19 protein-coding genes are annotated in these 26,409 nt (G+C 53.2%); 2 read left to right on the top strand and 17 right to left on the bottom strand.

Annotated elements, in window-relative coordinates; translation table 11 throughout:
• Nucleotides 1-147: 147 nt before the first annotated feature.
• Complete coding sequence (locus tag TH19_RS18700; RefSeq protein ID WP_114103871.1) at nucleotides 148-1,026, top strand: amidohydrolase family protein; 879 nt, start codon at nucleotides 148-150, stop codon at nucleotides 1,024-1,026.
• Nucleotides 1,027-1,147: 121 nt separating this feature from the next.
• Here TH19_RS18700 and TH19_RS18695 read toward each other — a convergent pair whose 3' ends face one another.
• The 9 genes from TH19_RS18695 to TH19_RS18655 form a co-directional block, all read right to left on the bottom strand.
• Nucleotides 1,148-2,581: a hypothetical protein gene (locus tag TH19_RS18695; protein ID WP_147250795.1), complete on the bottom strand. Its 1,434-nt coding sequence runs from the start codon at nucleotides 2,579-2,581 to the stop codon at nucleotides 1,148-1,150.
• 87 nt (nucleotides 2,582-2,668) lie between these two features.
• The gene (locus TH19_RS18690) at nucleotides 2,669-4,837 is read right to left on the bottom strand and encodes a TRAP transporter permease (protein ID WP_114103869.1); all 2,169 of its coding nucleotides are present in this window, start codon (nucleotides 4,835-4,837) and stop codon (nucleotides 2,669-2,671) included.
• A gap of 25 nt (nucleotides 4,838-4,862) precedes the next feature.
• Complete coding sequence (locus tag TH19_RS18685) at nucleotides 4,863-5,876, bottom strand: TAXI family TRAP transporter solute-binding subunit (RefSeq protein ID WP_114103868.1); 1,014 nt, start codon at nucleotides 5,874-5,876, stop codon at nucleotides 4,863-4,865.
• Nucleotides 5,877-5,908: 32 nt separating this feature from the next.
• Entirely contained in the window at nucleotides 5,909-6,826 is a 918-nt protein-coding gene (locus TH19_RS18680) for a sugar ABC transporter substrate-binding protein (protein ID WP_181846481.1), read from the bottom strand.
• A gap of 570 nt (nucleotides 6,827-7,396) precedes the next feature.
• Nucleotides 7,397-8,119: an SDR family oxidoreductase gene (locus TH19_RS18675; protein ID WP_114103866.1), complete on the bottom strand. Its 723-nt coding sequence runs from the start codon at nucleotides 8,117-8,119 to the stop codon at nucleotides 7,397-7,399.
• Between the two features lie 45 nt (nucleotides 8,120-8,164).
• A complete protein-coding gene (locus tag TH19_RS18670; protein WP_220151772.1) occupies nucleotides 8,165-9,622 on the bottom strand; it encodes an aldehyde dehydrogenase family protein in 1,458 nt (485 codons plus the stop codon).
• A gap of 20 nt (nucleotides 9,623-9,642) precedes the next feature.
• Complete coding sequence (locus TH19_RS18665; protein ID WP_258548040.1) at nucleotides 9,643-12,186, bottom strand: branched-chain amino acid ABC transporter ATP-binding protein/permease; 2,544 nt, start codon at nucleotides 12,184-12,186, stop codon at nucleotides 9,643-9,645.
• Complete coding sequence (locus TH19_RS18660; protein WP_114103886.1) at nucleotides 12,176-13,054, bottom strand: branched-chain amino acid ABC transporter permease; 879 nt, start codon at nucleotides 13,052-13,054, stop codon at nucleotides 12,176-12,178. The genes TH19_RS18665 and TH19_RS18660 overlap by 11 nt, the downstream gene beginning before the upstream one ends.
• Before the next feature lie 90 nt (nucleotides 13,055-13,144).
• Nucleotides 13,145-14,416 (bottom strand): ABC transporter substrate-binding protein, encoded by a 1,272-nt coding sequence (locus tag TH19_RS18655; RefSeq protein WP_181846480.1) that lies wholly within the window; start codon nucleotides 14,414-14,416, stop codon nucleotides 13,145-13,147.
• Nucleotides 14,417-14,589: 173 nt separating this feature from the next.
• On the opposite strand from TH19_RS18655, the gene TH19_RS18650 reads away from it, so the two are divergent.
• The gene (locus TH19_RS18650) at nucleotides 14,590-15,594 is read left to right on the top strand and encodes a LysR substrate-binding domain-containing protein (RefSeq protein ID WP_114103863.1); all 1,005 of its coding nucleotides are present in this window, start codon (nucleotides 14,590-14,592) and stop codon (nucleotides 15,592-15,594) included.
• Between the two features lie 31 nt (nucleotides 15,595-15,625).
• Here the strand turns inward: TH19_RS18650 and TH19_RS18645 are convergent, their stop codons facing one another.
• The 8 genes from TH19_RS18645 to TH19_RS18610 form a co-directional block, all read right to left on the bottom strand.
• Nucleotides 15,626-16,438 (bottom strand): IclR family transcriptional regulator, encoded by an 813-nt coding sequence (locus TH19_RS18645; RefSeq protein WP_114103862.1) that lies wholly within the window; start codon nucleotides 16,436-16,438, stop codon nucleotides 15,626-15,628.
• Between the two features lie 20 nt (nucleotides 16,439-16,458).
• Nucleotides 16,459-16,827 (bottom strand): cupin domain-containing protein, encoded by a 369-nt coding sequence (locus tag TH19_RS18640; RefSeq protein ID WP_114103861.1) that lies wholly within the window; start codon nucleotides 16,825-16,827, stop codon nucleotides 16,459-16,461.
• A gap of 28 nt (nucleotides 16,828-16,855) precedes the next feature.
• Entirely contained in the window at nucleotides 16,856-18,634 is a 1,779-nt protein-coding gene (locus tag TH19_RS18635) for a thiamine pyrophosphate-binding protein (protein ID WP_114103884.1), read from the bottom strand.
• 37 nt (nucleotides 18,635-18,671) lie between these two features.
• Nucleotides 18,672-20,348 (bottom strand): FAD-dependent oxidoreductase, encoded by a 1,677-nt coding sequence (locus TH19_RS18630; protein ID WP_220151770.1) that lies wholly within the window; start codon nucleotides 20,346-20,348, stop codon nucleotides 18,672-18,674.
• Nucleotides 20,349-20,594: 246 nt separating this feature from the next.
• Nucleotides 20,595-21,725, bottom strand: a complete 1,131-nt coding sequence (tcuB, locus tag TH19_RS18625; RefSeq protein ID WP_220151769.1) for a tricarballylate utilization 4Fe-4S protein TcuB — start codon at nucleotides 21,723-21,725, stop codon at nucleotides 20,595-20,597.
• Nucleotides 21,709-23,097, bottom strand: a complete 1,389-nt coding sequence (tcuA, locus tag TH19_RS18620) for an FAD-dependent tricarballylate dehydrogenase TcuA (protein ID WP_258548039.1) — start codon at nucleotides 23,095-23,097, stop codon at nucleotides 21,709-21,711. Before tcuA ends, tcuB begins: the two co-directional genes overlap by 17 nt.
• Before the next feature lie 161 nt (nucleotides 23,098-23,258).
• On the bottom strand, nucleotides 23,259-24,641 hold the full coding sequence (locus TH19_RS18615; RefSeq protein WP_114103883.1) for an MmgE/PrpD family protein: 1,383 nt from the start codon (nucleotides 24,639-24,641) through the stop codon (nucleotides 23,259-23,261).
• An 11-nt stretch (nucleotides 24,642-24,652) separates the two neighbouring features.
• The gene (locus tag TH19_RS18610; protein ID WP_114103857.1) at nucleotides 24,653-26,248 is read right to left on the bottom strand and encodes a thiamine pyrophosphate-binding protein; all 1,596 of its coding nucleotides are present in this window, start codon (nucleotides 26,246-26,248) and stop codon (nucleotides 24,653-24,655) included.
• Between the last annotated feature and the right edge of the window lie 161 nt (nucleotides 26,249-26,409).

The raw sequence follows: 26,409 nt of genomic DNA, 5'->3' as shown, positions 1-26,409 counted from the left end.
AACAGAATTTCTTGCCAAGCATGTCGGCTAGGCTTGGAACAAACAGTCCCGTCTGAACGGGCTTACCCGTGACGGCACCTGATATATTCCCGTTTAAAAGCGGCGATGATTTTCAGGTGTCCGATGCGGATCCATACGAGGTTATCCATGCCCCCATCGCCTGATTATCTTCCCTTCCATCCTAGCCCGTCCAAACCGAAATTCACCTTGCCCGAAGGTAGTTGGGATGCCCATTGCCATGTATTCGGCCCCGAAGCAGATTTTCCATTCGCCCCGGAACGCAAATACACCCCGGTTGATGCCGGCAAGGAAAAGCTGTTTGAGCTGCATAAATATCTTGGCATTGACCGCTCTGTAATCGTGCAGGCGACATGCCATGGTGCTGATAACCGCGCACTTGTTGATGCCCTTAAAGCATCAAACGGCCGATATCGCGGCATCGCGACAGTGCGCCCGGATGTCAGCCAGGAACATCTCGATGAACTCGACGCGGCCGGTGTACGTGGCGTGCGATTCAATTTTGTCAAACGCCTGGTCGATGACACACCGCGCGAACATTTCCTGACCATTGTTGACAAAATCAAACCCTATGGCTGGCATATCGTCGTTTACTTCGAAGCCGCTGACCTGCCGGGTCTTGAACAATTTCTGATTGATATGCCGGTCACGGTTGTGATCGACCATCTTGGTCGCCCGGATGTAACCAAGGGTGTCAATCACCCTGATTTTCAGCGCTTCCGCAAACTGGTTCGGGAAAATGATCATATCTGGGTCAAGGTCACCTGCCCGGAACGTTTGACCGTTGTCGGACCGCCCTATGACGATGTTGTTGCATTCGGAAAGGCCATCGTCAAAGACATTCCTGATCGTGTGATCTGGGGCACCGACTGGCCACATCCGAACATGAAAAGCCACATGCCCGATGACGGCAAACTGGTCGATCATGTTCTGCGCGTCGCGCCCACCGCGGAACAGCAACGCGCCCTTTTGATAGACAATCCAACGCGGCTTTATGATCCTAAATAGCAAGATCGAATTGGAAATGTTTCATTGGTGGTGGAGCACCGGCACATGTGACGACCCGATATCGTCAATTCGCCGCTTCTTCACCACCATGCTTTGGGGCCGTTGCAGCACGGTAAGCCCGTCACAGCACAATAATCAGGCCCAAAACCAAAAGCACACTGCAACAAAAATAATACGGCCCGTTCCAACGCCAGGCGATGGTTGAGGATGGAATATGAACAGCATGTCCCATAAACAGGGTCGTACCCGATAGGGGTGAAATCGCTGTTCCAATCCCCCACAGCGCCATCATCAAGACCGCCAGAAACTCTGGCGCAATCGGCAAGTTTTCCGGGGATGAAAGGGCTGCAAACACCGTAAGCGACACAATCGGGTGAATACCCAGTGCCGAGACCACAAGATATCCGACAACAAGGATAATTCCCGCCAGAGCAGTTGATTGCGGCAAGTAACTTCCAATATCTGGCAACCCATCCGGGTCCGCGATCAGGATCGACATCGCCGCACCAAACACATTTGCGCAAACAAACAAAAAGGTCTCGCTGCGCATTTGCGGATAGCGACAAATCACCCCTTGGGCATCGGCGATCAACCCCTTGCCTGTTTCGGCCAAACCGGCCTGCTTCGCTGTCAGGCACATCCAGGCTAGCGAGAACGAGGGGGCGGCAACCGCAACAGCAACCGGCAAGCGCAAACCCACATAATCAACCAATATAATCGCAACTGCAAAAAGCGTTGCCGCCGCGGTCACCACCCCGACTACCGCACGCTTGATCGTCAGGTCCGTTTTGACAGATGCCTGTACTGAAGATGATGGACCATCACGTACAAAGGCCCGGTCAAATCCCCAGGCCAAAATCAGGATCACAATGGCAAAGGCAAGACCAATCGGCAGGATATCGGCCCAGACCACCATCGGCAGAACATCAAGAACCACCGCCGTGCCGACAAAGAATGGCGACCAGCAGGTAGCAGCGGTAAAGCCCCACATGATCGAACACGCCAGTCGCTTTTTTGATTGCGGGCTTTTCTGATCATCAAGAAGCGGCACCAGAAGCGCCATACCGGCAAGATTGAAACTTGATGCCAGCACATGCGCACTTGCCGCCAGGGCTGCGAACCGGCGTCCGGGACCAAGTGCAAGAACATGATCGCGCAATGCAAGGATGCTAGGACTTTGGCGGGCTGCGGTCTGAAGCCACCCGACCGATGCAAAGATCAACAGAAACGGTAATGTTCGTTCAAGCCCACCGGCAATGATGGAGACAATCTGGCTTTCACGCCAGGAAATCACCACGCCGAGCAAAACAAGAATAATCCCCGCAACCTTTTGCGGCTTGGACACAAAGGGAATTTGTAAAACAAGAAACAGCCCCAGCAACCAGACTGCGGGCATACGCAACATCGGCATTGCTGCAAGTTCGGCTGCAACGCTAAGGATCGCAATCAGGAAAAAGATACAGCCGGAAACAAGATCAATGTTGCGATAGGTGCCCTGGGTCGATGGTGTCTGAACCGTCCCCTGCACTACAATTGATATATCACGATCTTTCAAGGCTGTCCCCTTTTAGGCATCCCAAGATGGAAAGACCCGGGTATTGAACCCGGGTCTGTCGATTTTCAAAAGCGCCAATCAATATGGTTACGCTTTGCCGGTTGTTTCGGCACCTGTTGATGACACGGCAACCGGTGACGGGCTTTGCGCAAGGCGTCGGCGCCTTAGCCAGTCAAACACCACATAGGACACATAAAGAGCCAAAGGCAGCACCTTGTATTCAATCGGCATTGGCCACAACAAAACTGCCCCGAACAGCGCCGCAACCAATCGTCCGACAATTCCGATCCGTGTTTCAATCACCCCGGTCATCGCTCCGGTCAGTGCATGCAGGCCGACAAGGGCAGTACCAAAGATCACCAGCATTTCGTTCCAGTTCCCGCCAAGTAACGGCGTATAGGCAAACAAAAGCGGGATGATATATAGGCCCTTGCACATCCTGAAGGCGGCAAAGCCGGTGCGCATTGGCGGACTTTTGGCAATTGCTGCAGCCACAAAGGCCGGAAGACAGACCGGCGGGGTCACGTTGCTGTCCTGGGAAACCCAGAACAGGATCATGTGCGCCGACAAAAGCGACGTCACAAGAAGTTCCTGATCAAGCATCATCGGACGCAAGGCCGCACGCATTTCAATCGGCAGGGCCGTGATCATGTCAAAAGCCTGATCCGCACTCAGCCCTGCAGCAATTTTGGCCGGCAGTTCCGGGTCAACAAGCTGGAACAGCATAAGGACTTCTTGCGGGATATCACCACTGACCAGAATATCGACCACATTATTGGTGGTGATCAGATCAGCAAGTGACGGTGCAGAAATGGTCGCAAGCACGATATAGGCCGCCGTCACAGGAAGCCCCATGCCCAGAACCAGTGACACCATGGTAATCAGGGCCAGCATGATCATCAAACTGCCACCTGCCCATTCGATAATCATCAACGAGAAAGTCGGCCCAAAACCGGTCGTCCCCATCACTCCGATCAAAAGACCGATGGACACCAGAAGAATGGATGTCGGGATTGCATTCCGTGCGCCCATAATGACGGCTTCGTAAATATCGCGAAGCCCCATGCGATGACGCGGACTAAGCCAGGAACACACCACAGTTGCAATGATCGAAGCGGCCGCACAATAGGTCGCGCTAAAACCATAGATCAAAAGGGCAACAAGCAACGCAATCGGCAGAAGGCTAATACCGCCTTCGCGCAGAACCTGCATCAAAGAACGGGCTTCTTCGTCTTCAAACTCGGTCAGGTCAAGCCGGATGGCTTCCATACGGACATAATACATGACCGACGCGAAATAGAGCAGTGCTGGCAACAAAGCCATTGCAGCAATCGTCATGTAGGAAATCTGGGTGTAGCTTGCCATGATAAAGGCACCCGCCCCCATGATCGGCGGAAGCAACGCCCCACCGGTCGAGGCCGCTGTTTCAACACCGGCTGCAAAAGTCGGCTTGTAACCGGACTTTTTCATAAGCGGGATGGTCACAACACCCGTGGTCACAATGTTGGCCACAGCCGCACCGGAAATCGACCCCATCAGTGCCGATCCGAAAACGGCAACCATTCCCGAACCACCAATGGCACGGCGTGCGACCGCGCGGGACAGATCAATAATGAACTCGGCCGCCCCGGATTTCACAAGAAATGCGCCAAACATCACGAACATGAATACATAGGTCATTGATATCTGGGCAATATCGCCAAACAGACCAAGATCGACAAAATAGGACCGCGCCAGAACTTCTTCAAACGAGATACCCGGGAAACGGAAAATACCACTGATATGTTCACCCCAGAATGCCGCGTAACTCAGTGCAATAACGATCAGGATTGGAATGAACCACCCCATCGTCCGACGCAGCAATTCAAGTGCGACAAGGACGGACGTAAAGGCCACAGCCCAATCCATGTTCGTCATCTTGCCACCACGGTCCCAATAGGCAACGTCGTTAAACAGGAAATAGATACCGCAAAACAGCGCCACGCATCCGATCAGAACATCGAATACAATCCAGGGCGTCTGGTCTGCATGACTTTGACTTAACGGATATGTCAACGCACACAGGAAACCGAACGTCCCGAAATGGATTGCTGCGAAACGCAGTTCGGATATCAGACCGAATGAGTTGAAATAAATATGAACTGCTGACGTCGTCAGAGCTGCGATTGCAAAAAGCATCACAACAAGACGATGAGAAGAGCGACGTTCAAGCCGCTCTTCTTTCGCCAGATAGTTACCTGCACTTTGATTTGGCATATCTGAAAGTCACTTCGGAATTGGATTACTGGGCAATGAGCTTGGCCGGAATGTCGATGCCAACTTCCTGATAGTATTTAACTGCGCCCGGATGCAGCGGAACCGTAATGCCTTTCAGGGCGGTTTCGATGTCCATGTCGTTCAACGAACCATGCACACTTTTCAGGAAAGGAAGGTTTTCAAACATCGTCTTGGTGATTTCATAGACGACATCATCAGGCACATGCGCACCGGTGATCAGAAGGTTCGGCTGCGCCACGGTTTCAATCGGCTCAGGCTGCCCCGGATAGGTGTTTGCCGGGATCGTATAAGGGCCCCAAACCGTACCATCGGTGACCTTTGCACGCATTTCCGGCGTGAAACTCAGCATTTTGACCTTGCCTTCCATGGATGCCATGGCAAGGGTCGCGCTCGAGTTCGGAACACCCGATGTCAGGTTAATGCCATCAAGGTTTCCGTTGATCAGTGCTTCGGCGCGCTGGCGGAAGCCCATATAGCTTTGATCGACGAAATGTTCCGGATCATCGATGCCAATCTTGCGCATGAACATCTGGAAGGAAAGAAGCCCGCCAGAGTTACGTGCACCAAGAACAACCTTTTTGCCCTTGTAAGCCTTAAGGTCGTCCATCGTCCCGGTTGGTGCCAGTTCGTTCAGAGCAATGAACTGTTTGGTATTGAACATCAGGGCTGTGATTGCCCGCAGATTTTTCTTCGGATTTCCCTCGAAATCGCCGGTACCAAAATAACCGAAATCCGTCATCAATGACTGAACAACCGCAAAATCAGCACGCTCTTCAGACAGGATATTCACGTTGTCAAACGATCCCTGCGACGTGATCGCCGACAGGTTGATCTGGTTTTCCGGACGGGTGCCGAGTTTCAGCTTTACCAGCGTCGCAATACCGACCCCAACCGGATAGAATGAGCCGCCCGTACCCGCGGTCGAAATCAGATAGTCACGTGTTTCTGCCTGCGCAGAAGCGGCACCCACGACCGATAAGCCAAGAATGGCTGCAAACAATTTGCTTTTAAGCTTCATAAGACTTGTCCTCCCTCAGAACATTTTGGAGATCAGGCGTTATTATTGGCGCCAATCGCAGATTCCCACGTTGGCAGCGCCCGTTCTTCGTATGATCGGTCGTATTCGTCACAGTTATCGACAGTCACAATAGAGACCGGCAAACTGATCTCGGCAGGGACCGGTTGATCCCGTACGATCCGAATAGCGGCCTGCGCCGATGCACAGGCAATTTTCATGGCATCAAAAGCAGCCGTCGCCAGCAGCGATCCGTTTTTCAACGCTTCGATGGCGTCCGGCATTGCATTAACACTGACAACCGGGACCTTGTGTCCGACATTTTCCAATGCTTCAATGACACCAAGTGCCATGAAGTCATTGGCAACAAGAACCCCGTCAAATTCCGGGTTCGTTGCCAGAATTTTGGTCATCTCTTCAAAAGCATCGATGCGCTGGTAATTGCCGATACCGCGCGCAACGATTTGTGCATTGGGATTGGCGGCAATCGCATCTTCAAAACCAACAGTCCGGGGAGCACTGGTTTCCGAATTCGGGTTGCCTTCAATGATGATCAAACGCCCCTTCCCGCCAAGATGATCAAGAAGGTAGTTGGTGATTTCATAGGCCAGGGCATAGTTGTCCGAGGTCACGAAACATTCCGGCGCGAGAGCCTTGGAACGACTGACAAAGGAAATGACCGGGATGTTCAATTCTTGCAGCTTGGTGATTTGCGGATCCAGTGCGCCCGGATGCGCCGGGGCCAGAAGAACCACATCAGGTTTTTGCAAGATTGCCTGTTCAACCAGTTCGGCCTGTTCGACGGGATCATCCGGTTTTTGCGGAAAGACGCTGGTGACAACGAAACCTGCATCTTCGGCAACCCGTCGAACGCCAACGCGGGCACCTTCATAAGCCGGGTTCGTTCCATTCTTGGTAACACAATAAATATGGCGTGGACTATTCTCGGACAACGTCATTTTCCCTGCGCAATTCTGGATGCGTTTTGCATCCTTATTTTTCGATGAATGGACGCTACATGACGGAATGCACAGAAAGGAAACATGAAATATGAATACAGCCATACATCAAACTTATAACAATATATAAATCATTGTTTTAATTGTGATTTTTAAAATACCGCGGTAGCAAAAACTTTGATTTCCCTGGATTTTTCGGGGATCGGGATCGGTCAAACTCCCAGATTCCCTCCATATTCACCAATATGAAGAGAATCCCGCCCCCTCCAAAAGGACACGCCAATACGTTTACCATCCCAACACCCCTTCAACTTCAGAATGTGATAAATATTGAATACATAAAATGTTAATTGTTTATTTTCAGCCTATTACCGTGAAACCAACCAATCCAAAGCAGTATATTTCTAGATCTTCCTTGCGACTAAACACGCAAACACCAAACGGCAACTTGGCAATAAGTTTTCCTGATATTTGCCCGTAATTTCCAAAAAGAACGGGCGGCCAGAAAATGCTTCTGACCGCCCGTTACAAGATGAAATTCAGTCCGGATATTTGCGAACCGGATCAGACAAGACCGCCATTCGGCTGAACAATCTGACCTGCAATCCAGGATGATTTTTCAGACGCCAAGAAGGCCACAACAGCGCCGATTTCCTCTGGCTGACCTACACGGTTGAACGGGCTCATCGCAGCAGAGCGCTGAACAGCGGCTTCGTCTTTGCCTGAACGGAACAAATCAGTATCCACTGGTCCAGGTGCCACACCATTGACCCGCACACCACGACCTGCCAGTTCCTTTTGCATCGAGCGCAACAAACATTCGACAGCGGCCTTGGTGGCACTGTACGGACCAAGGCCCGGTGCAGCAAAACGAACCAGCGACGTCGTCAAACCAATGATCGTTCCGCAATCTGCGATATTGGCCGATGCCGCTTTAAGGATATTGTAAGCACCAACAATATTGACTTCGACAAGATCGCGGAACTTTTCATCGCTGAACTGCCCCAGCGGTCCCGGAGGCACGTTGATACCCGCATTGGCCACAACGCAATCCGGTGCCCCGCCAAAATCTGCTGAAACTTTTTCAAACACATCCGAGACCGACTTGGGATCGCGGATATCAACCTGATAGGCCTTGATGGTCGCATCTGCGACCTGTGGCATCGGGTTGGGCTGATTGCTGACATAGGTCAGCGCGACGTTGTATCCGTCGTTGGCCAAAGCCGCGACGATTGCGGCACCGATACCGCGGGAACCGCCAAATACAATTGCTGTTTTCTTTGACATGATCTTCTTCCGTTTACGTTTGATTTCTTGGGTGATCCGGCACGATCAGGCGGTGATCGAGACAACCCGTTCCTCAGTCAGTTCATGGATGGCATAATGCGGCCCTTCACGGCCAAACCCGCTTTCCTTCGTGCCGCCATACGGCATCAGATCGACGCGCGAACTGGACGTTTCGTTGACATGGACACCACCAACATCCAGACGACGCACCGCATCAAAAGCATCCGACATCCGATTAGTGAAAATGCCGCTGGCCAAGCCATATGGCGTTGAATTCACACGCGCGATTGCTTCATCCAGATCATCAAACGGAATGATCGATACAACCGGCCCAAACACTTCCTGACACCCCACGCGCATATCGCGCGACACATCAACAAGCAGGGTCGGCGGAACCACTGCCCCTTCGCGCACGCCCCCGACAAGCTGACGGGCACCCTTTGCAACGGCTTCCTTGATCCATTCTTCAACACGGATCGCCGCATCTACCGTAATCAGCGGGCCGGTAACTGTATTGTCATCACCCGGGTCCCCGTATGGAACAACCTTGACCAGATCGGTCATCCGCGCCACGACCTCGTCATACACAGATCGCTGAACCATCAACATCTGCACAGATGTGCAAACCTGACCGGCTTTGCGGAAACCTGCGGACACGACTTTGGGCAGGGCGACATCAAGATCGGCATCATCATTGATGATGGTAAAGGCAATCGATCCCAATTCCATCTGGGTGCGCCGCAAATCTGCCTTTGACTGAATGGCGCGGCCGACTTCCGTACTGCCAGTAAAGGCAATAAACCGAATACGCTGATCTTCCAATGCCTTGGACACAACCCGCGCACCACCATGCAGAACCGACAGGAACCCCTGCGGAACCCCCGCCTGCATCAGGATTTTTGCCATTTTGCATGCGGTGATTGGCGTATTACTGGATGGTTTGACGATCACTGCATTGCCCGCGGCCAATGCCGGTGCAACTTTGTGCATGACGGTATTAAGCGGCGAGTTGAAGGGCGTCACAGCCAGAACCACGCCCAACGGCACGCGCATGGTAAAGGCAAGTCGATGCGCCTGACCCGGCGCGCCCTGGATCGGCACGACATCCCCGCTCAGACGACGGGCCTCCTCGGCTGACAACCGCAAGGTTTGCAAACAACGCGACACCTCGCCATTGGCATCAGAACGGGTAAACCCGGCTTCGGCCTGAATGGTTCTGGCAAGATCGTCACGGTTTTCCTCAATCAGGATAGCCGCCCGATCAAGGATTGCACCACGCTCGTAATTATCCGGGGCACCGCGTTTGAAAGCCGCATAAGCAGCATCAATCGCCTCGGCAATCTGCGCATCCGACGCCGAATTGGCAACCGCAATCGGGTTTTGGGAATATTTGTCCAGAACAGTGACGGACTCTGCCGCACCTTCAACCCATTCGCCATTGATCAACAAGTGGCACGTTTCTGATGAGCTGGCCTCAGCATTCTTTACGCTTACTGTGCTCAATTTCTTATCCTTCCTCATCTCTACAACCACAGAACTTCTTTTCGGTATTCAAGGTCATTCAAAAGTTTTTCCGCTTTGCATTCGTGGAAGACCGAGCCGTTTTCGAGCGCAAACACCCGGTCAGCCAATGCAAGAACAAGATCAAGGTTATGTTCAACAATCAGTATCGGGAGATGCTCGCGCAGCTTGTCGAGCACGAGGAAAAGCTCCTCGACGACAGCCGGTGCCAATCCTTCGAACGGTTCATCAAGCAGGAGCAAACGGACATTGCCTGAAAGCGCGCGCGCAATCGCCAGCATCTGTTGTTCACCACCCGATAGATAATCTGCGTGGCTGGTACGACGTTCCTTCAGACGCGGAAAAATCTCGTAGATTTTTTCAAGCGTCCAAACCGTCCCGTTGCTGCCATCGGTGTCACGGGCCAATCGGCCAAGCGCAAGGTTCTCCTCGACGGTCATGCCTGCAAAAAGCCCCCGCCCTTGCGGCACATATCCGACGCCCATGCGGGCAACCATGTGGGCTTCCACCCCGACCAGTTCCTGCCCCTCGAAATCAATCGAGCCGGACTTTGCCTGAACAAGGCCGCAAATGGTTTTCAGGAAGGTTGACTTGCCCGCACCGTTTCGGCCCAGCAAAGCAACGATTTCGCTGTGTCCGATTTCAAGGCAGGCATCATTAAGAATGTGACTTTTGCCATAGAACGTATTGAGGTTTTCAACCTTCAAAACCGTACCCGGTTTTGCCGGGAAGGTTGATTTCATCGCTGCAATCGCTGCCGCACCCGATCCGGTATAGATTTCCTGAACATGTTCATTGGCACGAATTTCGGCTGGCTGTGCTGTCACAAGATGCTGGCCGTCATTCATCACCGTAACTTCATTGGCAAAGCCAAGAATACGGTCGATGTCATGTTCAACAATCAGGATCGGAATGTTTTCGGCCATCGTCTGGATCAGACGACCCACACGTTCACGTTCGGCAGCCGAAAGCCCCGCAAGCGGCTCGTCAAGCAACAGAATTTGCGGACGACTTGCCAGCGCAATCCCAAGATCAACAAGACGTTGCCCGCCATAGGACAAATCACCGGCACGGATGTCCTCGATACCTTCAAGGCCAAGGAACTTCAAAAGTTCCGCCGTGTCCTTGTTGATGTCATCAAATTCATCGATGTTGCGCCAGAAATTGAACCGCGCACCGTGCTTGGCCTGTGCCGAAAGGCGCAGGTTTTCTTCAATCGTCAAACCTTCGAACAGGTTGGTAATCTGGAAGGATCGCGCCAGGCCGGAATGGCAGATTGCAGCCGGATCCTTGCCCTGAATTTCTTGTCCCAGCAAGGTGACCTTGCCTTCGGTTTGCGCATGCTGCCCGGACACAAGATTGAACAGGGTGGTTTTGCCTGCCCCGTTCGGGCCGATCAATGCGTGAATCTCGCGCGGACGGACCTTCAGGCTGACATTCTGGACCGCTTTGATCCCGCCAAAATTCTTCGAGATTCCATCAACATCAAGAACCGTGTCACTGGCCGGTTTCGGGCGCAGATATTCCGGCAAAGACAAACCTTCGTAAATCTTGCGTCGGCTCATTGCCGCTGTTTCTTCGGGCAGTGGCTTCCAGATACGCAGGAGCTTTTCACCAAGCCCGACCAGACCGCCGGGCAGATACATCACAAAGGCGACGAATGTCAGGCCGAACCAGAACAGCCAGTCAGACGACCATTCCGAAAACAGTTCGCGGAACAGGACATAGAAAACAACACCGACGGCAGGGCCAAGGATGTTGGCATGCATGCCGCCAATCACCACCATTGCCAGCAACTCGCCCGACATCTCAATCGAGGTAGACTCAGCCGTCACAATGTAATGCTGGAACCCGGACAATCCGCCGGCAAGTGCCGTGACCATCGAAGACAGCACAAACACCGCAAGTTTGTATTTCTGGACATCATATCCCTGGAAAGATGCCCGCTGCTGGTTTTCGCGGATCGCCACCAGAACATGGCCAAATGGCGATTGGACAACACGCAGCAGGAAATAAAGGGCGGAAAATCCGATAACCGCAACAAACACATAATAGTTCAGGTTATCTGCCAGATCGAACGGGCCAATGGCCCCGCGTTCAATACCGCCAAGACCATCTTCGCCACCGGTCACTTCGGTCCAGCGAAACGCAATCGAGAATGTTAAAGCCGACAAGGCCAAGGTCATCAGGGCAAAATAGACACCACGACGACGCAGCATTAGTGCGCCAAGGACGGTTGCCATCACACCGACAAACAACATGCCAAAGATCAGGGGAAGAATGATCTGCCCGTCGAACCAGTGACGCTGCGATAACGCGGCGGCATAGGCACCAATGCCAAACCATGCGGCATGACCAAAGGACACCAGCCCGGTATAGCCCATCATCATATTCAGGCCGAGTGCGGCAATCGCGAATATCACAACCATGGTTGCGGCACTCAGCGTCAGTCCGATCATCGGCAGCACGACCGGCAGAATAACAAGGGCTGCCAATCCGACAATTAATGTACGTGATTTCAGGATCATTTTATCATTACCGCTCAAACTTCTGGATGGCCTCGCCAAGCAGGCCACGCGGGCGCAACAGCAAGACAAGCAGCATCAGCACATACATCGAAGCCTCGGATGCGGCGGGCAGGAAATGCACGGTCACACCGCGCAAAACACCAACCAGCAGGGCCGCTACAATCACGCCCCAAAAGCTGCCAAGACCGCCAATTACAACCACAACAAAGGCAATCGTGATGATTTCCGCGCCCATAGCCGGATGCACCATGGTGATTGGTGCAAACAGGGCACCACCGAGCGCTGCCAAGCCAACACCCAGCATCACCACTGCGGTCATGTAGGGCTGCAATCGGATACCGAGTGCAGCGACCATATCTGGCTGTTCAATCCCGGCGCGCACCACACGTCCAAACGATGTGCGATGCATCAGGAACCAAAGCCCGGTCAGGATCAGGGTAACAACCAGCAACATCAGCAAACGATATTTCGAGAACAGGAAGTCACCGACAATCACCGAACCCTTGACCCATTGCGGCAATACCGCCGACAACGGTGCCGCCCCCCAGATCATGCGGATCGCCTGTTCGGCAACCATTGCAAGGCCAAAGGTAACCAAAAGGCTCAGGATCGGGTCTTCGCGGTAAAAACGGCGCAGGATAAAACGTTCAAATGCAATCCCGAGAAACGCCACAAGGATCGGTGACATGATAACAGCCGGTCCAAATCCGAACATGTTGACCAGTGTTACCGAGAAATAGGCACCAAGCGCATAGAACGCGCCGTGCGACAGGTTGACGATCCCGCCGACACTAAAAATCAGCGAGAGACCCAACGCAATAAGCAAGTAGTAACCGCCCTGAACCAGGCCGTTTACGACCTGTTCAAGTAAGAAAACGTATTCCATCGGTTTTCCAGGGTTATGGGCTGCGCGCACACAGCAGGAGCAATGCGAAAGTTGGCCGACCCGACATGTTGTCGGATCGACCAGACGTCATCAGGCCTTACACGTCGCCATATCGGTCGACGGATAGATCGCCTCAAGCGGTTCATTCGGGCCCGGCACGGCTGCACCAAGCTGCATCATGTCATGGACGTCGCTATAGGAACCCGACGGCTTGACCGCAAACGGATAGGCCTCCTGAATAAGCTGATGGTCTGCGGCGCGGAAATAAGCCGGACGATCTTTCAGGATGTCGAATTTCGCACCCGATTCAAAATAGCTGACCATGTCGGCAGTATTGGCACCACCGGTTTCGGTCATGGCCTGCGCTGCGATCTTAAGCGCGATATATTCGATCCAGGCATGGTTTTCCGGGGTCTTGCCATACTTGGTCTGGAAGGCCTTTACGAATGCCTGCGAACCCGGGGTTTGAAGGGTGTCATACCACACGGTCGGCCAGGTTCCAGCAAGGTTGCCAACACCGGCGGCCCAAGCATCGGCAGTATTCAGGTTAAAGCCAACGGTCGGGAACGGCAGACCAAATTCGGCATATTGTTTAACGAAGTTGGTCACCTGGTTACCGGCAAGGTTCAAACAAACAACATCCGGGCGCGCCTGACGGATTTTCAGGATGAAGGCACTGAAATCGGTGACATCGGTTGCAACCAGTTCATCACCGATCAGTTCACCGCCATTGGCACTCAGGAAGTTCTTTGCCGCCGCCAGAAGGTCATGACCAAAAACGTAATCCGAAGTGATGGTGAAGAACTTTTTGCCATCCACCATGCCATCACGTTTAAGTGCACTGCCAACCGCATTGACCATCACGGTATTGGGAATATCGGTGCAGAACATATAGGGGCTGCAACGATCACCACGCAGAACATCCGACCGCGGGCCCAATGCCATAAACAGCTTTTTGTTGCGCGTCGCGACTTCGGAAATTGCCAGCGCCGAAGCAGAGCTGATTTCACCCATCAGGAAATCAACTTTGTCACGTTCAAGCAAGCGCTGTGCCTTGGTCGCGGCTGATTCCGGGTTGATCGAGTCTTCCGAGCTAACTTCAAGCATGCGGCCTTTGATGCCGCCAGCCGCGTTGATTTCTTCGGCTGCCATCTGGATACCCTCGACCGCCCATTGGCCAAGTGTTCCGAGGAAGCCGGTCATCGGGGTCAGATGCCCGATACGGATCGGACCTTCCTGCGCACGCAGGATTGTCGGCATGCCAATCGCAGAAACAGCTGCAAGACCGACACCCATTTTCAGAGCTGAACGGCGCGATACCGTCCCAAAGCCCGACTTCGTCTTCAAGTCATCGTTATTCATGGTTTTCCTCCCTAATGCGGGCACAATCTTGTTTGCCGTCAATTCACATCCCGCGATTGACAAATCTTTCGCCCATGTAAATTCTTAGCCATTGAGAGGAACCGGGAAAAATACCGATTAGTGAACCCTGTATAAGGCTACCTTATAGCCAAGTAACCCGGTCAAGGATTTCAATGGATATTCGCCAACTCCGATACTTCGTCAAAATCGTGGAAACTGGAAGCTTATCAAAGGCTTCCAAGCAGTTGTTCGTTGCACAACCAGCCCTTAGCCAACAGATTTCCAAGCTTGAGGAATATGTCGGAAAACCGCTTTTGATCCGTTCATCAAAGGGGGTAAAACCCAACCAGAACGGCCAGGCGCTTTATCATCATGCCCGTTTGGTGTTGCGGCAGTTCGATCAGGCGATCTCGATTGCCAAAGCTGAAAACGAAACTGTTCAGGGAATGGTTTCCATCGGCCTCCCGGCAACCACAGTCGCCGCCGTCGGTCTGGATCTGATCAAACGTTTGCGCGAAAAATACCCGGGAATCCTGATCAATGTGGTCGAAGCCATGAGCGGCCATATCGCCCAGCTAATTCACCAGAATCAGCTTGATCTGGCCGTTCTTTTCAATGACGAACATGATGATGAGCTGATCATTGAACCGCTGATGGTCGAAGAACTGTTTCTGTTCCTGTCGGAAGACAGCAAGTTGCTGCCTCCCGATCAGACAACTGTCACCGTGGCCGAGGCCGCAGCATTGCCTTTGATCGTCCCCACAAGCAGCCACGGCCTGCGCCGCCGTATTGAAACCGAATTTTCCAAATACGGGTTGGGTGTGAATGTTGTGGCAGAAATTGACTCGCTCGCCCTGTTGATGAACTGCGTGCATCAGGATATTGCCGCAACCATCAAACCGCGTGGTGCCATCATGCAGGAAGCAGACGGCGGTCGACAGTGGCGATGCCTTGCCTTTTCTGACGCGCATCTAAGACGCAGCAATTTCCTGTATTCCCTGCCCCCGGAATCCATGACACCGGCAACAAACATTGTCGCAGCAGAGCTTAAAGCGGCCGTTCAGGACCTGATTGATAATCCGGCGATCAAGGGTTTCGAACCGTTCCCTAATCAAGCCAAGCTCGGCAATGACCGCGCGGCAAATGGACAGGCAAAAGGTTCGTCAGCATCTGCCTGACGAACCAAAACCCCTGTGATAACTGACAAATTTAGAAAGTCGCGCCAAGCGCCTTGGAAAGCGTGGCCGCAGCGGTTTTCAGTTCTTCGATACGTTGGGGGATGATGTCTTCGGACATGCGCCAGACCGGCCCGGAAACCCCCATAGCCGCGACGCACCGTCCGGCAAAATCATAGACCGGAACTGCAATGCAACGCACATCGGGGTCCAGTTCGCACCGATCATGGGCGACATTGTTTTTTCTTATATCAGTCAGTTCACGTCGCAGTTTGGCAGCACTCGTCAGGGTATTGTCGGTATAGGCCCGAAAATCGATATCCGACAAAAGTTGTTCCAGTTCTGCTTCATTGCACTGACTGAACAATATCTTGCCAATTGCCGTGGCATGGGCCGGGCGCACCGCGCCGGTCCGTTCCGACATTTGCAACATGCCCTTGGCGGCCATGCGGGCCACCAGAACAATCTCACTGTTTGATCGTACGGCAAGGTGAGAGGCCTCGCCGGTCTTGTCACTTAGCGCGGCAAGAACCGGCGTGCCTTCAAGCAGCAAAGCATTTTCATTCATAGCACCGGCAGCAAGCATGAAAATCTTGCTGCCGATAAGATACCGTTTGCTGTCATCTTTTTTGGTCAGGAACCCGACATTCTCAAGGGTACGGATCAGGTGAAAGGCCGTACTGCTGTGCAAACCGGAACGCTCGCTAAGTTCCGTCAACGGCATTCCGTCCGGCCCGGCTGACGCCACCAGATCAAGCAACATCGAGGCACGTTCAAGTGACTGGATGCCGCCTTTTTCCGCCGGTTTATCATCGGCATTCTTTTTGGTTTTCGTCGAAACCGCCATTCCTGATCCGCCTTGATCGATTATTCGTCTTTGATCGGTGTTGTTACCACGATGAATGTCAGGTCGCCTAGACCACTATTGACGATTGAATGCCAGGTGCCCGGCGCAATGAAGATCACGTCATTCTTGCGAACAACACGCTTTTCATCATCAATCTCCATCAGGCCTTCACCATCCAGAATATGATAGACCTGTTCCTGAACCTTATGGACATGGCGTTCGACATAGCCCATCGGCTGATAGGTCGAAATGCGGTAATCCATCAATTGTGATCCGGTTGTCTCGGGCGCTACCAGCGCCTTCGACAATGCGGACCCGAAATGTCCGGGGTACTGTTGCCACGGTTCTTCGGCAATGTTTCGAACACAGGTTTTGCGTTCCTTCGTCATGACGTCCTCCCAGGGTGTTTGTGTCTGATCACGGCTTCCAAGGTTCACCGAATACCGGCTCTTTCGGCTTCAGCGGCGGCAGTTCCCACGAACCTGTTGATGGCGGACGAATGTTGGCATCGACATGCACATCAATCAGGGCCGGTTTGTTCAGCTTGACGGCTTCTTCAAGCGTTGCGGCAAAGTCCTGCGAACGGGTCACGGTATAGCCCGCAACGCCCGATGCGCGCGCCCATGCAGCGAAGTCTGGGTTATACGGCGTCTTATTGTCGCCTTCATAGAAGCCGGTGCCATATTCACGACCATTGAAATATGCATATTGCAGATCGCGGATCGCCCCCCAGGCAAAGTTGTTCCACACCACCCAGACGACCGGAATGTTGTATTCAACAGCCGTACACAAGACATGCGGCACCATTGTAAAGCCGCCATCACCCGATACCGAGACGCAGACCTTGTCCGGTGCCGCAAGTTTTGCACCCAGGATCGAGCTGGGCCCAAAGCCCATCCCGGAATAGCCCCAGGTATTAAGCATCGTCTGCGGCTGACGTGCTTCCCAGAACTGCATGAACCAGTTGTGGTGAATACCGGAATCAAGCGAGATGATCGCGTCATTGGGCAGAACCTTACGGCAATCCGCAACAATACGTTCCGGGCGGATCGGACTGGAATGGGTTTCAAAGCCCGGGGCGATAAACTTGTCCCACTGTGCTTTCCAGCCTGCAATGTCACTATGCCATCCTGCCAGACGGCCACCTTCGCCGACAGAACGACGATCAAGCTCTGACAGGACCTGCGTAATGAAGGCCTTTGCATCGGCCAGGATCGCCATATCGGGAAGATAGTTACGACCGATTTCGGCGTGATCAACATCAACATGGATCAGTTTGGTTTTCGGGAAATTCCACGAATAGCCTTCTCGCCAGGACGATGCCGAACGGTCATCAAAACGCACCCCGATTGCCAGAACGACATCGGAATGACGGCCTGCCTGGTTTGCCTGATACGCACCATTTCGGCCAATAAAGCCAAGGGAAAGCGGATCGGACATATTCATGCAGCCCATACCGTTCGGCGAGCTGATGACAGGAATGCTCAGACGCTTGGCAAGGGCGGTCAGTTCAGCAGATGCTTCGGACAGGGTCACGCCATGACCGATGAAAATTACCGGGCGTTCGGCTGCCAGCAAGGCGTCAACGACCTTGGCAACATCATCGTTGCTGGCACCACTGCGACGCTTGCCAAAGCTTGAACCGGCGACTTCCTCGGTGACTTCGGCTTCTTCCTGAAACAGGTTATAGGGGATATCGATATTGACCGGGCCGGGGCGGCCTGTGGTCATTGTCATTGCCGCTTGACGCATGGCCAAAGGCAGCATTTCGACACGGCTTGGCTGATAGCTGCGCTTGACGACCGGCTTGACCACATTGTTGAAATCGGCCTGATGGTTTTGGTTAAGTTCCTGGAATGGGCCACGGTTGAACTGTGACGTCGGAACGTTGGCCGTGATCGAATAGATCGCAGAACTGTCGGTCTGTGCCAATGCAAGCCCCATGATCTGGTTGGCCGAGCCCGGGCCGGTCGAGGTCAGCGTTGCAGCAGGCTTGTGCGAAACGCGGAAATAGCCGTCTGCCATATGTACCGCGGTCTGTTCGTGGCGCGGAGATACAAGACGCACTTCGTCGCGCACATCATAAAGGCAATCCAGCAAACCGATATTGCCGTGGCCGCAAATCCCGAATACGTGGTCAATTCCCTCTTTGACCAGCGATTCAGCGATAATCTCGCCACCCTTTTTCTTAACCATGTTCTTTAAGTCCTTCGTGGGTTTTTCGCAAATTTCGTCAAATTTCCTGACCTGCCGCATGATGTGCGGCAATCCAGGCAAATGTCATCGCTTGACCCAGTTGCGCGCCAGCACCGGGATATTCCCCGCCAAAAGCAGATTGCATATCGTTGCCACACGCATACAGGCCATCAATCGGGTTGCCTGTGTCATCAAGCACCCGGGATTGTGTATCGGTCGCCAGTCCACGACTGGTTCCCAATGGGGTTGGATAAAGTTTCACCGCATAGAACGGACCGTTTTCAATCACGCCTAGGCATGGGTTCGGAATATGTGTCGCGTCGCCGTTGCTGCGGTCATAAATTGTTTCACCACGGCCAAAATCCTGGTCTTTTCCGTTCTTTGCCATGGCATTAAAATGCGCGACTGTCTGTTCAAGCGCATCCACCGGCATTCCTGTTTTATCGGCAAGTTCGGACAGTGATCCGCCTTCAATCAAATAGCCGGACTTGATATACTTCCCAAGGAACGGCGTACGCGGCCGAATAAGACCAAGCCCGTATTTGGCGATGAAGTTGCGACTGCAAATCATCCATGCCGGAATGCATGTTTCCGTCCCGTTGGCCCGATACATGCCACGAACAAATTCGTGATAGGAAACGGCCTCGTTCACAAAGCGGTTGCCGCTTTGATTGACGATGATGCTTCCCGGTTTGGCACGATCCAGAACGATGTGGGGATAAACCGCCTTGCTGCCATCCTGTCGGGTCATGACCGAACTCGGGAACCAAAGGGCATTATCAATGCCACTTGTGCCCAACACTGCACCAACTTTCCGGGCCAGTGCAATCGTACTGCCAACACATCCAGGTGCAGCCGGGCTAAACTCGGCAACAGGTTTTGGAAGCTCCCGATCTCGCCAGGCCGCACTGGACGGATAACCGCCACCAGCCATCACCACGCCTTTATCTGCGATAATGGATTGATCTATGTTGCCAATGCTAACGCCGGTGATCCGGTCATTTTCCTGCACCAAACCGGAAACCGATACATCGGTGAAAACCGACACACCATTTTCAAGACAAGCCGCAAGCAAACGTGCAACCAGAGCATTGCCAAGAACAAGCCGCGTGCCACGGCGATACTTCAATCTGTCAACAGCATAGCGCCCAAGAAGACGCAGCCCCAGCAATGCACTGCCAATTGATCGATCCGCCTTCAGAAGGCTTTGCGCCTCTGCCCGCGTAATCATCAATTTGCCAAACAGCATCAATTCCGGGATCGGCAGCGCAAGCTTGTCAAACATCGCGCCAAGCTTGCGACCGTCATACGGCAACGGTTCCAACGGACGCCATCCCGATGCAGCACCTTCAACATCCTGTCGGTAATCCGGGGCGGTTTTGAACGGGCGAAAATCGATCCTGGCACGTTCGGCAAGATCTTGCTGCATACGCGGCGCGACTTCCAGAAACCGCCGCCACATCGGTTCCGGTCCGCGGTTCCCCACCAGCGTCCCGACATAACGCGCTGCCAGTTCGGCGTCTTCAATCCCGGCATCGCGCATATACATGTTACCCGGCACCCAAACGGTGCCAGATGATCGCGCGCTTGTGCCACCGATCCCCGATGTATGTTCCAGCACAACACAGCGCAATCCCGCCAGCGAAGCGGTCAACGCAGCGGTAAGCCCGGCAACACCACTTCCCAGAATGATCAGATCTGTTTTTGCTGGCAAAGCATTTCCGGGATTGGAAACCGACACCAGAACCTCCCTAATATTTTTGTTATTATGAAATCAATTTTCATAATGTCAAATTATATGCAGATGTTTTTCATGTTGTGTGGCGAGAACCTATTGGAAACCCTTGCTATTTCGGGAAGACACCACAGGAGAAAAACTGCAAACAGCAACAGCGAAGGCAGGAGACCGGAGACTGATGGCGCGAAATGCGCCCGCAATCCCCGACTCTGGTTACGTTGATCAGGCGGCTTTCTTTTTCTCGCACACGCCGACAACGGCCTTGTGATCGTTCTTTTCGACCGCAAAGACCATCAAGGCGACAAGGCGATAGAAACCGTGAACGAATTTGCCATAGGGCATGGACAGAAACAGGGTCATGACAACACCCAAATGAATGCTCAATGCCACACCAACAAAAGCCGTTTCCTTTACCAGCATCAATGCAAGCCCCGTCACGCTGGTCATCAAAAGCAGGAACAGGAAACTGACATCCATACCCTTGTTACTTTTGCCTTTGGGCGCTGGATCGGCCTTTGCTTTCAGCGCAAGAAGACCAATCGGGCCGACAATCAAGCCGATACCGCCCAGAATGCCAAACAGCTTGGGCAAGCTGACATATCCATAAGGTGCCGGAAGATTGAAACCGTAATGCATGACCGTACCAACCGAGGTGGCTGCAAAGCACAGCATGAAGCCCCAGAAGGTCATCTGATGGAACCAGCGACGCGCCATTGACGGCTTGTCGTCGGGGTATGAACATCCCTGCCCATTGCCACCATCAAGATATTTAAGACTAAGCGCGTCCTTGACCCCTTGCAGGACCCGCCCGTAATCAAGGACAAACGGGCCGGGCAGACGCATGGTTTTCCAGAACTTGGTAACTGACGCCCCAAGCGCGATCAGAACAAACAATCCGACCGCGCCAAAAGTTCCAGCAAGGACATTGTGCGAAATCACGCCGTAAAACGCGTTTTCATGCACGGCAAAGAAGTCCGCACCACTCAGGATCGCTGTTGCAGCAAAGAATACAGCAATCACAACAATCGAAAGCGCACTGACCCACAAACCGTTATTGGCAAACAGCTTGCCCATGAAACCCGGCCACGCATAAACGCCGTAATTTTCCTGACGAAGTTCTGCCATTGCGGCGGGAACATTCAAGGCAAATTCATGGGGCGGCGCATACTGGCAATTGTGATAGCACGCACCGCAGTTGTGACACAGGTTAGACAGGTAATCGACCGTATCGGCGTTGAATTCAAGCCGAAGCTCCATTGCCTGAAACACCGCGCAATGTCCCTCGCAATAGCGACAGGCATTGCAGATCGACATCACCCGTGCAGCTTCAGTTGTTTTATCGGTTGAGCGCATAATCCGCAGCCTCGCTTCCTGCAATTCGTCCAAATACATTTCCGATGGTCATGCCGATCCCGGCCAGATATCCCTGCCCCAGAACGTTGCCCGCCATGATTTCACCCGCGGCAAAAATGTTCGGGCATTCCTTGCCCGACGCCATCTGAACCTGTGCCTTTTCACTGACTTCAACACCGAGATAGGTAAACGTGATCCCCGGTCGTAGCGAATAGGCGCTATAGGGCGGCTGATCGATTGTCCGCGCCCAGTTGGTTTTGTTAACCGCCAGCCCTTCGGTATGCAGACCATCAAGTTCTGTATGATCAAAGCTGCCCGGCTGGGCCGCGGCGTTATATTCCGTGATGGTTTTTTCAAGCTGAACCGGATCAATGCCAACCTTCTCGGCCAGTTCCGGGATTGTGTCCGCAACAACAGCCGGGAATACCGGGGGCATAAAGCCGCCCTTTGCCTTTTGATCAATGATCACATGGGCGACCTGATTGGGCTGATCGGCAACAAGTCGCCCCCAGATCGCATAGCGTTTCGGCCAAAAATCCTCGCCTTCGTCATAGAAACGCTCGGCGTTTTCATTCACCACAACACCCAGTGACACACAATCGACACGGGTACAGATGCCGCCATCAAATTTCGGTGCACGACCATCAATCGCCACAGCATGGCACTGGTCAGGCTCCCCGATCTGCTGCACACCTGCATCAAGCATCATGCGCAGCAACGTTCCCCGATTGTACGGGGTCCCGCGGATCAGAAAGTTCTCGGCAACATCGCCCCAGGCTTCTTTCAGCCATTCGATATTGGCCTCAAACCCACCAGCAGCAGCAACAAAGGCGGTCGCCGTTACGCGATGTTCACCAACGTTCAGGCCCTTGAACGCACCATCTTCAATGTCGATCCCGGTGACCATTGCATCATAATGAATTTCGACACCCAATCCTTCGGCATGGCGATAAAGCACATTGAGAAGCTGCTTGCCACCGCCCATAAAGAAGGCATTGGTACGGCCCAGATGCAGGGTCCCGCCCAAAGGGGGCTGGAACTGCACACCCCGGCTTTCAAGCCAGTCGACGGCTTCGGTCGATTTTCGCAGTGTCATGCGGGCAAGCTTTTCATTGGTCTTGCCCTTGGTCACACGCAGAAGGTCTTCCCAATATTCTTCTTCGTCATAAGTACCGCTCAGGACCGAAAGCGGCCCAAGATGCATCGGGCGCAAGTTACGCGTATGACGCGTATTGCCGCCCCTATGCGTACGTGGCGCACCTTCAAGCACACAAACACGGGCCCCTTTTTCCGCCGCAACAATTGCCGCGATCAGCCCGGCCTGTCCGCCACCGGCAACAAGCACATCATAATGGTCATGGTGGGTTTTCACGTCGATGCTTCCCTCTCCGTCTCTATATTGCATACTGTTGCATACAATTTTTTCTATAACTGTACGCCCGACGCTCGTCTGTCAACTCAAAGCGTTACACTGATCAAATTATTTCTTGCTGGATGACTGCCACTTGATTGATCAAGTTTGCTCAGGCACGCTTACCCGGATGCCTGACAGGCTCTAATAAAATCCCCTATTTCCAAAGAAGACCTACCCCCACCAACCTGCCAAAGCAGGTCAAGCAGACCGCGCACCTGACTACCCGTCAAACATTCTTCGGCGAGCTCGATGAACTTGGCTTCAAGCTGCGGGTCGCTTAACGCCGCATCCGGATCACCGATTCTGGTGGGCTGGTAATGCTCAAACGTCTGTTGATTCTTAAGCCTGATGGAAACACGGGCACCGCGTGCAGCGGGAAATGCCCTTTCTGCTTTCTGATCGCAAAACAGTTCCGTCCTGTCGACCAACTGCGTGATCACCGGATTTGATAGATGATCGGCATCAAACGCGTTCAGGCGTACCGATCCGAAAACCAGCGCATGCGCGACAACATAACGCAAATTGAACTTGCCCTCGAACGGGGTGTTATGGCGCGGATTACCCGTCACATTCAATGCGACCTGATATGTGCCGACACGAATGGTCTCAATATCATCAACTGAAAGCCCATGCCGATCACGCAGATACAATGCCCCGTCAATCGCCGCAAATGTGTGGCCGCAACATCCATGATTCTTAACCGTCATATGCACAATGTTGTATGTCTTGCCCAAACCATCCAGTGCAGCTTGCCAATCAACATCCGTACTCATCGCAGCGCCAAAACCGGCCTCGCCTTCAAGCACATCCAAGGCACCGGTCACACCACACCTTGCAGAAACAGCGGCAAGATAGCCGCCTTCGGCAGCCCGCCCCGCATGCAAGGGTTTACTCATTGCATCGGATCGAAACGCCTGTTGCAATCCGGCAGCGAAGGTTCCCGCAGTCGCAAGGGCATGCGCCGCCTGTTCCACATTCAGATCAAGTACAACCGAAACCGCGGCTGCGGCCCCGAACGTTCCGACAGTTCCGGTCGTATGCCAATACCGGTAATGTGACGGCTGAATGGCGGCGGCAATCCGTGTTGAAACCTCATATCCGGCAATAATGGATCGAAGCAAAGTGTCCTGGCTTGCCTCAACCTGTTCGCAGGCGGCAATCGCGGCGGCAATTACCGGACATCCGGGATGATAAATGCCATCGCGAAAAATATCGTCAAACTCGACGATATGTGACGCAGTTCCGTTAATCAGGGCTGCCGCACGCGGTAACGCCATCATGGAATGACCGGTCACACTGCACCGTCCGATCCCGACTTCCGCATCCAGCGCCTGGATCAGGTTGGTCGCAGGCTCCTTGTCCGCACCGGCCAAAAGGGCCGCCATGTAATCAATCAAAACCCGTCTTGCATGATGCAGGACATGGTCACTGATTTCCATTTGCCTCATATCGGCCAGATAGGACGAAAATCCGCAAATCGGAGAAGGTGACGGGGGCTTCATGGCAACCATAATCAGAACTGTGTCCAGTATTGTTTCGGATCAATCCGAGCCCCGATCACCAGCGGGGTGTTTAAAACCGGACGAGACAATGCATCTGCCAGCGCCTGCTCTGTCTCGACCATGATACCGTCGCATGCCATTGACTCTGCCATTTTGACGACATCGGTATCTTCGATGACTGTGCCGGTTGACGGATATTGACGCGCCATTTGCTTAAGTTCGATCCGATTGAGCGAATTATCGCAGAACACCACGACCTTAAGCCCCAGGCCAAGCGATGCCGCAAGACGCAGTTCGCTTTGAACCATTGCAAGCCCGCCATCCCCGGTAAAGCAAATCACATTGCGGTCCGGATTAAGGTATTTGGCGACCATTGCCGCTGGCAATGAAAAGCCCATCGAAGACAGGCCATTGGAATTCAGACAACTGCGCGGATTATGCGTGGTCCAACCCTGCCCGACCAAAAGCTTGTGCGACCCGACATCGGCGGTCACGATCGTATCGGTTGGCGCATCGGCCTTGGCAACACGAATTACATCAGACGGGTTAAGAACGCCCGAAACACGGCCATCTTCATAGGCCGCCATAAGTGCATCCCGATGCGCCTTGATTGCCTTGGTGCCAAATCCATCAGCACTTTTTACATCTGCGGTCAGGGATGCCAGGATATGACTGATTGCCCCCACCATTTCGACCGGGCTTTCATAGATCTGATCGGTGTTTGGAACATTGTCGATGTGCAAAACCGGGGCAGACACATCCCATGCCTTGATCAACTCAACACCGTCAAACCCGGCCGCAATAACCAAATCGGCCGACCTGACCAAATCCCACATCTGGGCATTACATGCCATATCAAGCACACCGGCAAACAGCGGATGCGTTTCGGCAACCGTACCCTTTGCCATCGGCGATGATACCAGTGCCGCACCGACCTTCTCGGCCAGCGCCGCGATCTCGGCACCGGCATTTCCCTGCATTGCTGAAATACCATAAAGAACAACCGGGCGCTTGGCACCATTGATCAAGCCCACCGGGTCGGTATCTTCGCCATAAACCACAACACCATAACCGACACCATCAACCGGCGGCAGCTTGATTTCATCATCAAGGGCAGTGGCACCGACATAATCCGCCGGTGTGGTCAAATGCACCGGACCTTTACGCGGAGCCATGGCAATACGGTGTGCCTTGCGCATGACATGACCAACGGTATGAGGGGCAATTTCGGTTGCCCATTTTGATACCGGGGTAAAAAGGCTGTGCTGATCGACTACCTGATGGGTAAAGGTCGGCAAACGTTTGGTATCGATCTGCCCGGAAATCGCGATCATCGGGGTCCGGTCAAGATACGCATTTGCCACCGCATTCACCAGATTGGTCGACCCCGGACCCAAGGTCGACAATGCAACACCGGGTTTACCGGTCAGCATCCCGTATGCCTGGGCCATCAAACCTGCGGTGCCTTCCCGACGACCGAGAATGAAGTCCATGCCCACATTACGGCATCCTTCAAGAAGCTCCACACTGGGGTCCCCCGGATAACCAAATATGACGTCAACACCTGCCGCGCGAAGATAGCGTGCCATAACCTCGGACATATTCATGGATCGATCCTTCCGGTTTTCATTTTATGAATTTTAAAATTGCATACAACTGCATCCAATTTTGAATCAAGTGATTTCTTTCACATTTCAAATAGCAATTAGACAGCCCCCCTCGTCCAAACAATGTTCAAAAACAGAAATTCAGCCCCTATGAAGTAAAT

Origin of the sequence: Thalassospira profundimaris, from assembly GCF_003326675.1 — a bacterium.
In the GTDB taxonomy this organism is placed as follows: domain Bacteria; phylum Pseudomonadota; class Alphaproteobacteria; order Rhodospirillales; family Thalassospiraceae; genus Thalassospira; species Thalassospira aquimaris.
This window is presented reverse-complemented; position numbering and strand designations above follow the sequence as displayed.

Excerpts from the sequence above, each read along its gene's own strand:
- TH19_RS18700 (WP_114103871.1), top strand. The coding sequence starts at position 148 with ATGCCCCCATCGCCTGATTATCTTCCCTTCCATCCTAGCCCGTCCAAA.
- TH19_RS18690 (WP_114103869.1), bottom strand. The coding sequence starts at position 4,837 with ATGCCAAATCAAAGTGCAGGTAACTATCTGGCGAAAGAAGAGCGGCTT.
- TH19_RS18685 (WP_114103868.1), bottom strand. The coding sequence starts at position 5,876 with ATGAAGCTTAAAAGCAAATTGTTTGCAGCCATTCTTGGCTTATCGGTC.
- TH19_RS18675 (WP_114103866.1), bottom strand. The coding sequence starts at position 8,119 with ATGTCAAAGAAAACAGCAATTGTATTTGGCGGTTCCCGCGGTATCGGT.
- TH19_RS18660 (WP_114103886.1), bottom strand. The coding sequence starts at position 13,054 with ATGGAATACGTTTTCTTACTTGAACAGGTCGTAAACGGCCTGGTTCAG.
- TH19_RS18655 (WP_181846480.1), bottom strand. The coding sequence starts at position 14,416 with ATGAATAACGATGACTTGAAGACGAAGTCGGGCTTTGGGACGGTATCG.
- TH19_RS18650 (WP_114103863.1), top strand. The coding sequence starts at position 14,590 with ATGGATATTCGCCAACTCCGATACTTCGTCAAAATCGTGGAAACTGGA.
- TH19_RS18645 (WP_114103862.1), bottom strand. The coding sequence starts at position 16,438 with ATGGCGGTTTCGACGAAAACCAAAAAGAATGCCGATGATAAACCGGCG.
- TH19_RS18640 (WP_114103861.1), bottom strand. The coding sequence starts at position 16,827 with ATGACGAAGGAACGCAAAACCTGTGTTCGAAACATTGCCGAAGAACCG.
- TH19_RS18635 (WP_114103884.1), bottom strand. The coding sequence starts at position 18,634 with ATGGTTAAGAAAAAGGGTGGCGAGATTATCGCTGAATCGCTGGTCAAA.
- tcuB (WP_220151769.1), bottom strand. The coding sequence starts at position 21,725 with ATGCGCTCAACCGATAAAACAACTGAAGCTGCACGGGTGATGTCGATC.
- TH19_RS18615 (WP_114103883.1), bottom strand. The coding sequence starts at position 24,641 with ATGAAGCCCCCGTCACCTTCTCCGATTTGCGGATTTTCGTCCTATCTG.
- TH19_RS18610 (WP_114103857.1), bottom strand. The coding sequence starts at position 26,248 with ATGAATATGTCCGAGGTTATGGCACGCTATCTTCGCGCGGCAGGTGTT.